General features: G+C 51.1%; 15 protein-coding genes. 8 read left to right on the top strand and 7 right to left on the bottom strand.

The annotated features are described in order from the left end of the window. Window positions 1-700: 700 nt before the first annotated feature. Together IC617_RS06470 and IC617_RS06465 are read right to left on the bottom strand one after the other, a co-directional pair. Window positions 701-1,456, bottom strand: coding sequence for a general secretion pathway protein GspB (locus IC617_RS06470; protein WP_191144174.1), 756 nt, complete (start codon window positions 1,454-1,456; stop codon window positions 701-703). Then, window positions 1,457-3,001, bottom strand: coding sequence for an ExeA family protein (locus IC617_RS06465; RefSeq protein ID WP_191144173.1), 1,545 nt, complete (start codon window positions 2,999-3,001; stop codon window positions 1,457-1,459). A 187-nt stretch (window positions 3,002-3,188) separates the two neighbouring features. Here IC617_RS06465 and IC617_RS06460 point away from each other — a divergent pair, with 187 nt between their 5' ends. Next, on the top strand, window positions 3,189-4,412 hold the full coding sequence (locus IC617_RS06460; protein WP_191144172.1) for a multifunctional CCA addition/repair protein: 1,224 nt from the start codon (window positions 3,189-3,191) through the stop codon (window positions 4,410-4,412). A 51-nt stretch (window positions 4,413-4,463) separates the two neighbouring features. Continuing rightward, on the top strand, window positions 4,464-4,658 hold the full coding sequence (locus tag IC617_RS06455; protein ID WP_224745852.1) for a hypothetical protein: 195 nt from the start codon (window positions 4,464-4,466) through the stop codon (window positions 4,656-4,658). 75 nt (window positions 4,659-4,733) lie between these two features. Here IC617_RS06455 and IC617_RS06450 read toward each other — a convergent pair whose 3' ends face one another. Further along, a complete protein-coding gene (locus tag IC617_RS06450) occupies window positions 4,734-5,882 on the bottom strand; it encodes an iron-containing alcohol dehydrogenase (protein ID WP_191144171.1) in 1,149 nt (382 codons plus the stop codon). Between the two features lie 162 nt (window positions 5,883-6,044). On the opposite strand from IC617_RS06450, the gene IC617_RS06445 reads away from it, so the two are divergent. Continuing rightward, window positions 6,045-6,923: an AraC family transcriptional regulator gene (locus tag IC617_RS06445; RefSeq protein ID WP_224745851.1), complete on the top strand. Its 879-nt coding sequence runs from the start codon at window positions 6,045-6,047 to the stop codon at window positions 6,921-6,923. A gap of 22 nt (window positions 6,924-6,945) precedes the next feature. On the opposite strand, the gene IC617_RS06440 is transcribed toward IC617_RS06445, so the two are convergent. The 3 genes from IC617_RS06440 to folB are packed head-to-tail and all read right to left on the bottom strand — an operon-like array spanning window position 6,946 to window position 8,621. Further along, window positions 6,946-7,749 carry an undecaprenyl-diphosphate phosphatase gene (locus IC617_RS06440; protein ID WP_191144170.1) on the bottom strand — a complete coding sequence of 268 codons (804 nt, stop codon included), beginning with the start codon at window positions 7,747-7,749 and terminating at the stop codon, window positions 6,946-6,948. Between the two features lie 26 nt (window positions 7,750-7,775). Next, on the bottom strand, window positions 7,776-8,261 hold the full coding sequence (folK, locus tag IC617_RS06435; protein WP_191144169.1) for a 2-amino-4-hydroxy-6-hydroxymethyldihydropteridine diphosphokinase: 486 nt from the start codon (window positions 8,259-8,261) through the stop codon (window positions 7,776-7,778). A gap of 3 nt (window positions 8,262-8,264) precedes the next feature. After that, entirely contained in the window at window positions 8,265-8,621 is a 357-nt protein-coding gene (gene folB, locus IC617_RS06430; RefSeq protein WP_191144168.1) for a dihydroneopterin aldolase, read from the bottom strand. A gap of 125 nt (window positions 8,622-8,746) precedes the next feature. Between folB and plsY the strand changes: the two genes are divergently transcribed. Then, window positions 8,747-9,370, top strand: coding sequence for a glycerol-3-phosphate 1-O-acyltransferase PlsY (plsY, locus tag IC617_RS06425; RefSeq protein ID WP_369410377.1), 624 nt, complete (start codon window positions 8,747-8,749; stop codon window positions 9,368-9,370). Window positions 9,371-9,385: 15 nt separating this feature from the next. Here the strand turns inward: plsY and tsaD are convergent, their stop codons facing one another. Beyond that, window positions 9,386-10,399 carry a tRNA (adenosine(37)-N6)-threonylcarbamoyltransferase complex transferase subunit TsaD gene (tsaD, locus tag IC617_RS06420; protein ID WP_191144166.1) on the bottom strand — a complete coding sequence of 338 codons (1,014 nt, stop codon included), beginning with the start codon at window positions 10,397-10,399 and terminating at the stop codon, window positions 9,386-9,388. 208 nt (window positions 10,400-10,607) lie between these two features. On the opposite strand from tsaD, the gene rpsU reads away from it, so the two are divergent. The 4 genes from rpsU (at window position 10,608) to rpoD (ending at window position 15,113) form a co-directional block, all read left to right on the top strand. Next, entirely contained in the window at window positions 10,608-10,823 is a 216-nt protein-coding gene (rpsU, locus tag IC617_RS06415; RefSeq protein WP_087506114.1) for a 30S ribosomal protein S21, read from the top strand. Window positions 10,824-10,847: 24 nt separating this feature from the next. Next, window positions 10,848-11,297, top strand: a complete 450-nt coding sequence (locus IC617_RS06410) for a GatB/YqeY domain-containing protein (RefSeq protein ID WP_369410375.1) — start codon at window positions 10,848-10,850, stop codon at window positions 11,295-11,297. A 110-nt stretch (window positions 11,298-11,407) separates the two neighbouring features. Beyond that, entirely contained in the window at window positions 11,408-13,171 is a 1,764-nt protein-coding gene (gene dnaG, locus IC617_RS06405; RefSeq protein ID WP_191144165.1) for a DNA primase, read from the top strand. Between the two features lie 100 nt (window positions 13,172-13,271). Continuing rightward, entirely contained in the window at window positions 13,272-15,113 is a 1,842-nt protein-coding gene (gene rpoD, locus IC617_RS06400) for an RNA polymerase sigma factor RpoD (protein WP_191144164.1), read from the top strand. Window positions 15,114-15,252 lie beyond the last annotated feature (139 nt).

Below are 15,252 nucleotides of genomic sequence, written 5' to 3'. Positions count from 1 at the left end.
GCAGGGATGCTGCGGTAGAGCCATCAGGGATGATTTCTCGGCGTGTCTGAGTGAGAGCAAATTGCTTCCTGCTTGCGGTTCACGCCTAGAGAGCAACAACCCCACCAGACTTAGCAAGTAGGCAGTGATTTACTCTGACGAAGACCTTCCGCAGCAAGGAAGCTGCGGCAGAGCCATCAGGGACGATTTCTCGGCGTGTCTGAGTGAGAGTAAATTGCTTCCTGCTTGCGGCTCACTTCAGCCGAGCATCAGGCAAGGCCGTAATGAACAACAACCCCACCAGACTTAGCAAGTTGGAAGTGATTTGCTCTGACGAAGACCTTCCGCAGCAAGGAAGCTGCGGCAGAGCCATCAGGGACGATTTCTCAGCGTGTCTGAGTGAGAGTAAATTGCTTCCTGCTTGCGGTTCACGCCTAGAGAGCAACGGGCAAGGCCGTAATGAACAACACGCAGTGACGCTCAAGTCCATCCTTGGAGCGCTCCACAAAAAGCATCCCTGCTTTTTGAGGCACTGCTCAGTTGTTAATCACGGCCATGCCCTAGCAGGCTGAGTTGCATCACGCACCCAGACTTAGCAAGTGGGAAGTGATTTACTCTGACGAAGACCTGCCGCATCAGGGACGCTGCGGCAGAGCCATCAGGGACGATTTCTCGGCGTGTCTGAGTGAGAGCAAATTGCTTCCCGCTTGCAAATCAGCCACTACCAATCACTCAGCGCAGGCAAGCTGAAGCGCTGCCCTTGCATTTCCATCACCACTTTATTTGGCAAAATAGCAACGATTTGGACCGAGTCATTGATCCAATCGCCTTCTTGGATCTCGCTACCATTCACTTTCACCATCCGCTTTGACGGATCCGATGAATACGAATGAGCGCTAAATTCCATAGTGGGGACTTGATTCTGAAATGCCTGCGACTTGCGGGTTAGAGGCTCTACCTCAGCTGTTGCTGCCGCATTCTGCTGTTGTGGAGCCACCTGCTCGGTTTCCTGCACCGCCTTGCGGAATAACGCTGCCAGCTCATCACCACCGAGGCGCTGATCATCGTTAGTCGCCGGAGGCGCTTCGACTAATGCTTCTTGCTCACCATTGGCAATTCCGGCATTGATCGGCTGCTGGGGTAACGGTTGGGCCACCGGATCTGATTCTGGCTCAGGTGTCAGCACCACAGGCGAGCGCGGTTTAAAGCGGCTGTAATCAACCGTTCCTAGCACCTTAATCTCTGGTTCTGGCGCATCAGCAATAATCACTTCTGCTGCAGCTGGCTGACGATTCCAAGGTTGTAACCAGTAACTGAGTATCGCTGTAGCAAGCACCAAAACAACCGCCAATGCAGGCTGTAACCAACGGCTTCGCTTGGCTGGTTTATCAACCCCTGCTTGCGTATGGAGACTCGGCACATCCCCCACTTCGGCATCGCTGGCGTTACGCTTGAGCGCATCAAGAATGTATGACATTTACAACTCCTGCGATAACTGCAGCGGAACATCGCCCATCTGAGCATTCAACTGGATCAAGGTTTGATCGCCTGCAATACCATCCGGCTCCAGATTTTGGCTCAGCTGAAACCAGCGAATGCGTTCGGCAAGCTGGGCATCATAGCGCTTCAATACGCGAGGGGGCTGGCCCTGCAAAAAGCTCAACTGCGTTTCAAGCCACTGAATTTGCGATGCAGAGGCATTGGTCCCTATGTTGCCCTGATAGCCCTGCGGTGGCTGCCATACCAACACCGACGAGCCCTGATAATGACTCAATAGCCAATCCATGTTGGTTTCTAACTGCTGCCCAGCCATGTGAAGCTTCACCTTATCACCTTGGACATGGGTCAACACCGCATAAAACTGCATGCCTTGCTCATCTTGCAATTTCAGCAGCGCGGGATGATCAAGCACCGCCAAACGGTTAATCGGCTGTTGACTCCATAGGCATTGCAAACCGTAGCGCCTTAAACTCTGACAATCGGAGCGCGATTCATTCACTCCCCAAATGGCCGCTAATTCTCGAAAGCCGTCGGGTAAATTTCGACTCTGCTGAGCCACGGCTAGCCAATCGGATTCAGGCAGAGCTTCAGCAACCACCGGCTCAGGCTTCGGCATTGGCCAAAGTTGCCAAATCAAGATAACAGCTGCAACGCAGGCGGCTAAACCGGAAATGCCCTGCCACAACCACGAATTACTCTGGCTGGTATCTTCAACCAAGCCCTGCACTTCGCGCGATGCCGCTTTGAGCAGCTTGCCATCGACCTGCCATTGCTGTGCAGCATATGCCGCCAACATTGAGCGGTCGCACAGCAAGTTGATCAGTCGCGGCACGCCACCGGACAATTTATGCAGTTTGTTCAATGCACTGCGGGTAAATACCGGACGCTGACAGCCCGCCACTTTTAAGCGGTGCTGAACGTACTGAATGACTTCATCACGGGTTAATGGCAATAAATGATAGCGAGCCGTGATGCGCTGCGCGAGCTGACGGAGTTCGCGCTGACGCAGCAATTCCTGCAATTCCGGCTGACCAATCAGAATCACCTTAAGCAGCTTTTTCTTATTGGTTTCAAGATTGGTCAGCAAGCGCAGCTGCTCCAATACTTCGGGCCGCAAATGCTGTGCTTCGTCAATGATAAGCACGGTGTTTTCGCCGGCCTCATGGCGTTCCAACAAATGGTCGCGAAGCCGGTCAAACAGCACCTTAATGGTGTCTTGATGAGCATCATAAGGCAGATGCAGTTCATCGCAGATCGCCGCGAGCAGCTCTTGCGCATCCAGTGCTGGATTAAGAATAAACGCCGTGCGGGTGTTTTCCGGTAATTGCTCGAGCAAACAGCGGCAAACGGTTGTTTTGCCGGTTCCCACTTCGCCAGTCAGCAGTACAAATCCACCGGTATCGTTAAATCCGAAGGTCAGGTGAGCAAGCGCCTCGCGATGGCGATCGCTTAAAAACAGGTAGGCTGGATCTGGGGCGATAGAAAACGGAACCTCAGACAGACCAAAAAATTCGGTATACATAATGGCTTTTTGTCCGTGCGATGGCGTCAAGGTATCGCCTGTGCCGAAGCTTGTCAAAGAGTCGATGCGCTGGTGTCCGAGGATAGAGCACAATAACCTCTCTGCCAGCGATCACCATGTGTTTGTTTACCTGCAGTGGTAGGCTGTGCCATCATTTTTACAGGGCAGATGAAACAAACAAGGTACGATGCAGATCTATTTGGTAGGTGGCGCAGTTCGAGATCAGTTACTTAATTATCCCTTCCACGAACGGGACTGGGTGGTCGTCGGTGCGATGCCCGAGCAACTACTGGCACAAGGCTATAACCAAGTTGGTAAAGACTTCCCCGTGTTTTTGCATCCTCAAAGCAAAGAAGAATACGCCCTCGCTCGCACCGAACGTAAAGCCGGCCACGGCTACACTGGCTTTACGGTGCACGCCAGCCCCGATGTCACTCTGGAGCAAGATTTACTGCGTCGCGATTTAACCATCAATGCCATTGCCCAAGCGGAGGATGGCACCCTGGTCGATCCTTTCAATGGCCAAGCAGATATCAATAACCGCGTGCTGCGCCATGTCTCCGATGCCTTTGTCGAAGATCCGTTGCGGGTGTTGCGCGTGGCTCGCTTTGCCGCTCGTTATCATGAGTTAGGCTTTACAGTAGCTCCTGAAACCCAGGCCCTGATGACCGAGCTGGCGGCAAGTGGCGAGCTTAGTCACCTGACCGCGGAGCGCGTTTGGAAAGAAACCCAACGCAGCTTAGTCGGGCCCAACCCGCAAGTTTATTTTCAGGTGTTGCGTCAATGCGGCGCTTTGCAGGTGCTATTTCCCGAGCTCGAAGCGCTCTATGGCGTGCCCAATCCGGTGCGCTGGCATCCGGAAATTGATACTGGCGTCCATACCATGATGGTGTTGGAGCAAGCCGCCAAACTAACCGACAGCAGCACCATACGTTTTGCTGCTCTGCTTCATGATTTAGGTAAAGCATTGACGCCATCGGAGCACTGGCCGTCACATCATGGTCATGAGTTGTTGGGGCTGCCGTTGATCAATGATATTTGTGACCGCTTCAAGCTACCCAACGATCATCGGGAGTTGGCACTATTGGTCGGAGAGCTGCATGGCAAGGTTCATCGCGCGGCGGAGCTGCGCCCCGATACCATAGTGAAAATGCTCAATCAGCTCGATGCCTGGCGCAAACCACAACGCTTTGATGAATTTTTACAGGCCTGCGAAGCGGATCATCGCGGCCGACTTAACTTTGAACAGCTACCGTACCCCCAAGGTGATTACCTACGCCGCTGCTATCAAGCTGCTAATGCCGTTAATGTGCAGGAAATTATCGCCGCAGGCATTCAAGGCCCAGCCATTCGAACAGAGCTTGAAAAACGCCGCGTTGGCGCTGTCCGCCAAATAAAGCAAGAACTTTGACGGCCACCTCAACGCTGACCTGACGGTGAATTAAACTGATAGGTGGAGGTGATGATTATGCTCAGCCAACACCCCGGTTTGATTCTCCATGGCGAATCACTGCGCCGAGCCATCCGCTGGATGTCCAACTTTCACTGCCACGATCGACAAGCTGTCGAAGAAGCCAGTCTGCGTTTTGATTTATCGCCATTGGAGCAAGAGTTTCTGCTCCAGCACTTTGTCTTTCCGGCAGATGATCGACGATAAAAATAAAAAAGCCGCAGGGCATCACGCCACTGCGGCTTTTTAGGCTATCGCTTAGCAACAGCCAAATCAGTTCAATTAATCGGCAACGGCCATTTCTAAAATTTCACGACTTTCTTTTAAGGTAATCGCTTGGTTTTCGCCCAACTCAAGCATGCCGTGGCTTTCTAACTGAGCAATAATCGCATCAATTGCGCTAGCCTTGTCGGTCTGGTGCTCGGTCAATTGCGTTGCGACTTGCAAGCTGTGATAGAACAGCTCCATTTCAACAATGGTTTGCTCTGCCACATCATCACCACTGAGGCCGAACACATTACGCCCCAACTGCTCCAGTTTGGCTTGCTTATACTTCATTTGATTGCGCAGCAATGATGGCTGAACAATCGCTAGTGAGCGGGCATGGTCAACACCATACAGCGCCGTTAATTCGTGGCCGATCATATGAGTTGCCCAGTCCTGAGCAACACCAGCTCCAATCAGGCCGTTGAGCGCTTGGTTGGCAGTCCACATTAGGTTGGCCCGCCACTGATCGTTGTCACGTTGGTCAAACTGACCAGCCAGTACTCGTAAGTTTTTCAGCAAGGCTTCGGCATAACCGTCTTGCACCATGGCGCCGGCAGGAGATGTTAGGTACTGCTCGCAAATATGTACCCACGCATCAACAATACCATTGACCAACTGACGCTCTGGCAATGTCTTCATGACATCCGGATCAAGCACCGCAAACTGGGGCTGAACCGCAGGCGACAAAAACGGCAGTTTGTCGTGAGTCTCTGCTTTAGTGACCACCGCTCCAGAGTTCGATTCAGAGCCTGTGGCCGGTAGCGTTAGCACGCAGCCAAGCGGCAATGCCTCAGTGACCTGATGCTTGCCGGTCATAATGTCCCAGCTGTCGCCATCATATTTTGCCGCGGCTGCGGCGAACTTCGAGCCGTCAATAACCGAACCGCCGCCCACAGCCAGAATAAAATCGATGCCTTGCTCTTTGATGATGGCAATGGCTTTATCCATGGTTTCTTTGGTTGGGTTCGGTTCTACGCCGGAAAACTCGGTCCACTGATGCTGGCTGAGCGTTTCGACCACTTGGTCATAAACGCCATTACGCTTAATAGAGCCCCCGCCATAAATGACCAGCACCTTGCTGGTTGCAGGGATCGCATCGGCGATGGCTTGAATTTGGCCTTGACCAAAATGAATTTGGGTGTGATTTACGTATGAAAATTTCATTCTCAGCCTCTTTTAAAAGTATTGAACAAGGTTAGTCGGCGATTTTCGAAAAGCATAATAATCCCAATCAAGATAGTTAATAACCGTCATTAATCGATTTTTATTGCCTATTTCTATCAAAACAGGTTTACTAGCTCGCATTAGGGCAGTGAAGGTCAGCCAATGTTCAGTCAACTGATGCAAACTTACGTCGATCAACACGGGCTAAACAGTCGTGAAGGTATTATCGATACGACAATTCCCGGTGTTCGGTTTTATCGTTCCAGTGTCGGCTGCGAACGTCAGCCCTTGTTGTATCAATCGGGCATCATCATTCTGGCTCAAGGCCGCAAAACCATTCATCTGGCTGATCAACACGTTAACTATGGTCCGGGCGATTATTTGGTGCTCGGCGTACCAATGCCATTGGAATGTGAAGCCTTTGCAATCGACGACAAGCCTCTGCTTGGGCTAAACATTGATGTCGAGCCGTCACTACTTCACCAACAAGTCGATCAATTGATCCGACACGGCTATCAGTGTAATTCGGAGCGCTGCAACCCGGATCTAGGACTGCATTCGGTACAACTGGATGAGCGGATGGCGGATGCCGTCAAACGGCTGTTGATCGCGCTGCAGTCGGAAGTCGAAGCGCATATTATCGGCTCGGCCATTGTCGCCGAAATCATCTACTACATCCTGATTGGCCCCAAGGGTCATGTGTTGTTTGACTTGGCCCAACATGACGGCCACTACGCGCGGATTGCCAGAGTGCTCAATCGGATTCATCAAACCTACGCGGAGAACCTCACGGTCGATGATCTAGCGGCCAGTGCCAATATGAGTGTTTCGGCATTTCACCGTTCGTTCCGGCAAGTGACGCTGGAGTCGCCGTTGCAGTATTTAAAGAAGGTTCGCTTGATGAAAGCCAAGGAATTGATTGTCAATGAGGGCAAACGAGCCAACGATGCCGCATTAATGGTTGGCTACAGCAGCCCGTCGCAGTTTAGCCGTGAGTTTAAGCGCCACTTCAATGCCACTCCCAAAGCGCTAGCCAGTTGAATCGGAGTGGCATTGCTGCCAGTTATAGTTGTGACCAGCCAAAAGCAAACAAACCGATCCCCAGCAAAGCTCGGTAAATCACGAACGGCGTCATGCCGATGCGATCAATCAGTTTAAGAAAGAAGTGAATACAAAGATAAGCACTGACTGCAGCGAGAAATGCACCGAGCAGTAAGATGCCCCAGTCTGCAGACTCTGATGAGCTCGCCAGCGCCATGGTGCGGTTGCCTGTTGCTAGCACAATCACCGGAATCGACATTAAGAAGCTATAACGAGCAGCAGCCTGACGCGTCAGCCCCAGCATCAAGGCCGCCGTAATGGTAATACCGGAGCGGCTGGTACCGGGGATTAAGGCTAGTGCTTGCGCCAAACCCAAAATCACCGCCTGCCGCCAACCCACACTGTATTCATCACGATCGCCTTTGCAGAATTTATCTGACCACCACAACAGCGGCGCAAATAGCAGTGTGGTGGTGGCAATGACCCAGATTGAGCGTAAATAACCTTCAATTAACGAAGAGCAACAAAGCCCAAAGATCACCGCCGGCACAGTCGCCAGCATAACGCTCCAAGCTAGCCGAGACTCGCCATTATGGTGGCCGCGCAACGATTGCAACCACGCTAAGAAGAGGCTTTTAACCTCATGACGGAAATAGCCCACCACGGCAATCAATGAGCCAGCATGCACGGCAACATCAAAAGCCAACCCTTGATCATCCCAGCCAAACAGCTGTGACGGTAAAATCAAGTGAGCTGAACTTGAAATGGGTAGGAATTCGGTAAGCCCCTGAATAAGGGCCAGCAAAATGGCTTCGAATACCGACATCGGACATCCTTGTTATTGACTGCGAATTAACACCAATCGAATGGTATTGGCTTCAAATTTTGTTGGTGTGGGTAGTTGGCCCACATATCCTGATAACTCTGTTGTGTCTTCGGGTGGCACAACTGCGGCGCCACTTCTGCCAGCGGCCACAGCACAAATGCATTTTCAGTGATTTCATGACGAGGAATTTGCACGCCATCATCACAAATCACATCGTCATACAGCAACAAATCTAAATCAAGGGTGCGATTACTAAACTTCGCCGCGGTTTTGCAGCGGCCATTGTCCAATTCAATGGCTTTTAGTCGTTGCGCCACCTGCTGCGGTGTCTGTTCGGTTTGTAAGCCGATGACCAAGTTATAAAAAGCGGGGCCATCAAAACCGACCGCCTCGCTTTCATATACCCGCGACACCACTAAGGCACCGAATTCAACCAGCAATGCTTGTCGTGCCGCGCGAATATTTGCCGTGCGGTTAATATTGCTGCCAACGCTGATGTAAACCTGAGCCATGTTTTAAGCTGCTCGGCGGACAATACGTAAACCAACGGATTGAGCCGCTTTCACCGCGCCCGGCTTGTGTACTGTTAAGGTCACCTGTTGCACACCAAATTCGCCGATAATGATTTGTGCCACTTGCTCTATCAGTGTTTCCAATAGCTCAACCCGAGCATGTGTCACATGATCAATGATTCGATTCGACACAGCTTCGTAATCGAGGGTATCGGCCAAATCATCCGAAGCAGCAGCAGCGGCAATATCGGTTGTCATTTCGATATCAAACAGCAGATTTTGTTGAATCGTTTTTTCCCAATCGTAAACACCTATCACGGTGTCCACGCTCAGGCTTTGAATAAACACTGTGTCGGTCAAAACTTGGAGCTCGTCGGTTAGATAAATCGGCTGGTCGGATAGGGCTAGCCATGCTAGCGTTGTAGGCTACGTCCCCTAACTGCGCCCGAATATACCTCAGATACGTAATGGATCAAACGCTGACAATCACTTTATTCACCGGACTCATGGTCACAGCCGCATACCTTTTCGGCTCGATCAGCAGTGCGGTGCTAATCTGTCGCGTTTGTGGTTTGCCCGACCCCAGAACCAAAGGGTCGAAAAACCCCGGTGCGACCAATGTGTTACGAATTGGGGGGACGGCGCCAGCGGTTGCCACACTGCTATTCGACATTTTAAAAGGAACACTGCCGGTTTATGGCAGCTACTTCTTGGGGTTACCGCCATTTAGTTTGGGCTTAATCGCGATTGCCGCTTGCCTTGGCCACATGTATCCGGTGTTTTTTGGTTTTCAGGGCGGCAAAGCGGTTGCTACCGCTCTGGGTTCGATTGGCCCGATTGGCTGGGACATGACCGGCTTGTTACTGGGGACTTGGATAGTCACGGCATTGATTGGCCGCTATTCGTCACTTGCCTCCCTAGTGACCGTGGTGTTGGCGCCATTGTACGCTTATTGGCTAAAGCCCGAATATACCATCGCCGTGGCCATGCTTAGCGCCCTGATGATTGTTCGCCACCGAGCGAACATTGGTCGCCTGATCAACGGCACTGAGCCGCATATTCTGGATAAAACCCAACGCAAGCGGAACAAGCAATCGTCCTCAGACTAGGGTCTGTTGGCGCAATTAAACCGGCGGCAATTGCTCTAGCGGCCAACGCGGGAAGACTTCAACCCCTTCTTTAGCTACTTGCCCAGCCTTCAAGCGCTGCATGCCAGCATACGCGATCATTGCACCATTATCGGTACAGAGCTCCGGCCTCGGGTAATAGACCTTGCCGTTACGCTTGCTTAACTCCACTTCGAGCTGCCGGCGCAATTCGATATTGGCGCTGACACCACCGGCAATCACCAATCGGTTGAGGCCAGTTTGCTTGAGCGCTCGGCGGCATTTAATAATCAGCGTATCAATCACCGCATCCTGAAAGGCATAGGCAATATCGGCGTGAGTTTGTGGATCATCGCCATTATCGCGAATGGTGTTAGCCGCATGGGTTTTCAGCCCGCTAAAGCTAAAGTCCAGTCCCGGCCGGTCGGTCATTGGCCTGGGCAACTTAAAACGCCCCGGTGTGCCGTTTTGCGCCATTTGCGCCAAGGCTGCTCCGCCTGGATAATCCAAGCCGAGCAATTTAGCGGTTTTATCAAAGGCTTCACCCGCAGCATCATCAATCGATTCACCGAGCAACTGATACTCACCAATGCCCTCAACTTTGACCAGCATGGTATGGCCGCCGGAAACCAATAACGCGACAAACGGAAAATCGGGAATATCTTGTTCAAGCATTGGGGCCAACAAATGCCCTTCCATATGATGAACCGGCACCGCCGCACAATCCCAAGCAAACGCTAAGCTATTGCCAAGGGTGGCGCCAACCAATAACGCGCCAATCAAACCAGGGCCTGCGGTATACGCAACGCCATCAATTTGCTCAGGCGTACAATCGGCTTCAGCCATGACTTCGCGGATCAGCGGAATCGCTTTTCGAACATGATCGCGAGATGCCAGCTCAGGCACCACACCGCCGTAATCTGCATGTAACTTTATCTGGCTATAAATCCGATGCGCTAATAAGCCTTGCTCGTCGTCATACACGGCAATGCCGGTTTCATCGCAAGAACTCTCGATTCCTAATACACGCATGGAGTGCCTCTCAGTGGTTATCGACTACAGATCATAAAACGGAGGCGGATTTTAGCTTGCGAAGGATAAAGACGCAAAGGCCCTTTACAATGCCAAACGAGCGGATTACAATGCCGCACCATTTTTAGCCGAGCTCTCTTTTTAACCAATTATCTGGTTGAGGGCTTGATTGATAAACTACTGAACATACCTTTGAGGTGATTGGCTAATGCCTGTTGTTAAAGTCCGTGAAAATGAACCATTTGACGTAGCGCTGCGTCGTTTCAAGCGTTCTTGTGAAAAGGCTGGCGTGCTGTCTGAAGTTCGTCGTCGCGAATTTTACGAGAAACCAACCACTGAGCGTAAGCGTAAAAAAGCTGCTGCTGTTAAGCGCGCTCAGAAGAAAGTGGCTCGCGAAAACGCGCGTCGCATTCGCCTGTACTAATTACAGACTGAAGAACGTTAAATCGTGTCTGCTTTAATTGCTCAGATCAAAGATCAGCAAAAAGATGCCATGCGCGCTAAAGATAAAGCGCGCCTTGGTGCTTTGCGTTTGATCCTCGCTGAAGTCAAACAAAAAGAAGTCGACACGCGCACTGAATTAAATGACGACGACGTCATCGCTATTTTGACCAAAATGGTCAAGCAGCGAAAAGATTCAGTGACGCAATTTGAGGCTGCTGGACGTGATGATTTAGCGTCCAAAGAGAAAGCAGAAATTGGCACTATTGAACAATTTCTGCCACAACCTCTGAGCGATAGCGAAGTTAATGATCTCATTGACCAAGCCATTGCCGAGTCCGGTGCCGCAGGCATGCAGGATATGGGCAAGCTCATGGGTTTACTCAAGCCTCAACTTCAAGGCCGTGCCGACATGGGCGCGGTGAGTGGCAAGGTTCGCGCTAAGCTCAACGCCTAAGCTGAATCTAAGCTACAAACTGTTTTCGAATAAGCCGTGCTTTTTTAAGCGCGGCTTGTTTGTCTTTATCATTTGGTTGTTGTTCCAACGGTAGAGGTGACGAACGCTGCATGGCTATTCTCCGATCATTCATTGACGATTTGCTGGCCCGCACTGATATCGTCGACTTGATCGATGCTCGCGTCCCGCTAAAAAAAGCCGGTAAAAACTACTCTGCTTGCTGCCCGTTTCATAACGAAAAAACACCTTCTTTTAGTGTCTCTCCTGACAAGCAGTTTTATCACTGTTTCGGTTGTGGCGCTCACGGTAATGCCATTGGCTTTTTGATGGAATTTGATCGCCTAGAGTTTCCCGAAGCGATCGAAGAGCTGGCCCGTGACCACGGCCTTGAAGTGCAATACGAAGAGCGCTCTGGCGGCCAACGCAAGCAACAACCCAAGCAGGTAGCCAACGATCAATATGAGCTGATGAACTTAATCAGCAAGCAATATAGGCAAAATCTAAAGCAACACGCACAAGGCCCAAGCGCTGTCGAGTACCTGAAAAAGCGCGGACTGACCGGTGAAACTGCGCAGAAATTTGGCATCGGATACGCCGGAGCGGAATGGGACAACGTGCTGCAAACTTTCGGCACCAGCGAGCAACAACAGCGCACTCTGGTTGAGCTCGGCATGCTGATCGAAAATGACAATGGTCGTCGTTATGACCGTTTTCGTGATCGCATCATGTTCCCGATTCGCGATCGTCGCGGCCGAGTGATCGGTTTTGGTGGTCGCGTCCTCGACCAAGGCGAACCGAAATACCTCAACTCGCCCGAAACACCGTTATTCCATAAAGGCCAGGAATTATATGGTCTGTACGAGATCAAACAGGCACACCGCAACATCGACCGGGTATTAATCGTTGAGGGCTACATGGATGTGGTGGCGCTGGCACAACATGGCGTTGACTATGCGGTGGCGTCGCTAGGCACTGCAACCACGCCAGAACATTTGCAGCTGCTGTTTCGCCAAACTCGTCATGTCACCTGCTGTTATGACGGCGATAAAGCGGGCCGAGGCGCAGCATGGCGCGCCTTGGAAAATGCATTGCCGCTGTTACGCGATGGCTGGACCTTAGATTTCGTATTTTTACCCGACGGCGAAGATCCCGACACCCTAGTACAAGCGCAAGGAAAAGAGGCATTCGAACAGCTGCTGGCGGAGGCTACACCACTTTCAAAAGTGTTGTTTGATCATCTACTTGCTGAGCATAACGCCGCTTCCGATGCCGGTAAAAGCGCACTGGTCGCCGCCGCCAAACCACTGTTAGAGCAACTGCCACCTGGCGTCTACTTTGACATGATGCAAGACCAATTAGCCCAGCTGGTCGGCATGACCCAAGAACAGCTAGGCCGACACATTCAGCAGCAACGGCAGCAAGGCAATCAAGGTCAACAGCAAAAAATGACCATGACACCAGTGCGAAAAGCCATCGCCTTGCTACTGCAGCAGCCCCAGTTAGCCTCGAGCGTCGAGCCGCAACCGGAACTGGCACAGTTAGATATTGCTGGCGTCGATTTGTTTGTTGATCTGCTAGTGACTGCGCGCAATTCAAAAGCCGCCCATGCCGGACAGTTGCTGGAGCATTATCGCCAACACCCTGCCTTTAATGCCTTGGCCAAACTGGCGGCGATAAGTCGCGAAGGGGTGAGCGATGAAAACACCGAGTTGGAGTTTCTCGATACCTATAGCTACTTGATTGATAAGTATCTAGAGCAGCGCATGGAGCAATTGCTGCTAAAAGAAAAGCAAGGCCAGCTGACACGTGACGAGCGTCACGAATACATGACACTGCTGCAGGCCCTCAAGCCCAAGACAGTGAGTCAAGATTAGAAATACGGGCTGGTCGCAACGCGTAAATCGTCGTATAATTGTTCGCTTACGTCTGCGCCTAGCACAGCATAAATTCAATATTGTTTAAGTGGAAGACTCTATGGAGCAAACTCAACAATCTCAGCTCAAACTGCTTGTTCAAAAAGGCAAAGAGCAAGGTTATTTGACCTATGCCGAAGTCAATGATCACCTTCCGGCTGATATTGTCGATTCCGATCAGATTGAAGACATCATCAGCATGATCAACGACATGGGCATCAAGGTGTTTGAATCTGCACCTGACGCCGATGATTTAATCATGTCCGAAGGCAATCAAGATGAAGATGCCGCAGAAGCAGCAGCTCAAGCCTTGGCCAGTGTTGAGTCTGAACTCGGTCGCACCACGGATCCAGTCCGCATGTACATGCGTGAAATGGGTACCGTTGAGCTACTGACCCGCGAAGGCGAAATCGTCATCGCCAAACGCATTGAAGAAGGCATTAACCAAGTTCAAAGTGCTGTCGCTGAGTACCCTGCGACTGTTGCCCATTTGATGGACCAATGGGACAAATTTGAAGCAGAAGAAATTCGCTTAACCGATATTATTGTTGGCTTTGTTGATCCAAACGACGACGGTAATGCGGCTCCGACAGCAACTCACGTCGGCTCTGAATTATCAGAAGAAGAGCTGGAAGACGAAGACAAAGATCTCGACTCAGATGATGAGGACGAGGAAGAAGTCGATACCGGTCCAGATCCAGAAGAAGCACGTGAAAACTTTGCTGCACTGCGCGATACCTTTGATGCCATGCGCGCAACGCTGGCAGAAAAAGGCCGCGATCATGCTGACACTAAAGCTAAAATCCTTGAACTTTCAGATCTGTTCAAGCAATTCCGCTTGGTACCAAAGCAGTTTGATCTGCTAGTTAAGAAAATGCGCTCAACCATGGATCGCGTTCGCACTCAAGAACGCTTGATCATGAAAATGACCGTTGAGCACGCCAAAATGCCGAAGAAGGCATTTGTCAGCGCATTTGCAAACAACGAAACTGACGGCACTTGGATTGAAGTTGCTGCCAACGCCGGCAAAGACTACTCGGCCAAAATGGCAGAGCTGAAACCTGAACTAGAGCGCTGCATCGGCAAACTAACGGCCATTGAAGAAGAAGCAAACTTGCCAATTCTGGTGATTAAAGACATCAACCGTCGCATGTCGATTGGTGAAGCGAAAGCTCGCCGCGCCAAGAAAGAAATGGTTGAAGCCAACTTACGTCTGGTAATTTCCATCGCCAAGAAGTACACCAACCGTGGCTTGCAATTCCTTGATTTAATTCAGGAAGGTAACATCGGCTTGATGAAAGCGGTGGACAAGTTTGAATATCGCCGTGGTTATAAGTTCTCAACTTACGCCACTTGGTGGATCCGTCAGGCAATCACTCGTTCGATCGCCGATCAGGCCCGTACCATTCGTATTCCGGTTCACATGATCGAAACCATCAACAAACTCAACCGCATTTCGCGTCAGATGCTGCAAGAGATGGGTCGCGAGCCTACACCGGAAGAATTGGCAGAGCGCATGCTGATGCCGGAAGACAAAATCCGCAAAGTATTGAAGATCGCCAAAGAGCCAATCTCAATGGAAACGCCAATCGGTGATGATGAAGATTCACATCTGGGTGATTTTATTGAGGACACAACGCTTGAGTTGCCTGCCGATGCAGCCACTTCCGAGAGTTTGAAAAATGCCACCAACGAAGTACTGGCCGGCTTAACCGCTCGTGAAGCGAAAGTATTGCGGATGCGTTTCGGTATCGACATGAATACCGACCACACCTTGGAAGAAGTGGGTAAGCAGTTTGACGTGACCCGTGAGCGTATTCGTCAGATTGAAGCCAAAGCTCTTCGCAAACTGCGTCACCCAAGCCGCTCAGAACTACTGCGCAGCTTCCTCGACGAGCAGTGATTGATATAGCGATAATCGCTGAAGATAAAAAACGCGGCCAATGGCCTAATGCCAGTCAGTTAAGCTGACTGGCATTTTTCTTATTGGGATATTTTCGCGCCTTGTGCTTCACGCATCTAGGGTAAATTCTGTCTTCCCG

The organism is Neiella litorisoli (genome assembly GCF_014773395.1).
GTDB lineage: Bacteria > Pseudomonadota > Gammaproteobacteria > Enterobacterales > Neiellaceae > Neiella > Neiella litorisoli.
The sequence above is the reverse complement of the archived record's forward strand: the minus strand, read 5'-3'. Positions and strand labels throughout refer to the sequence as shown.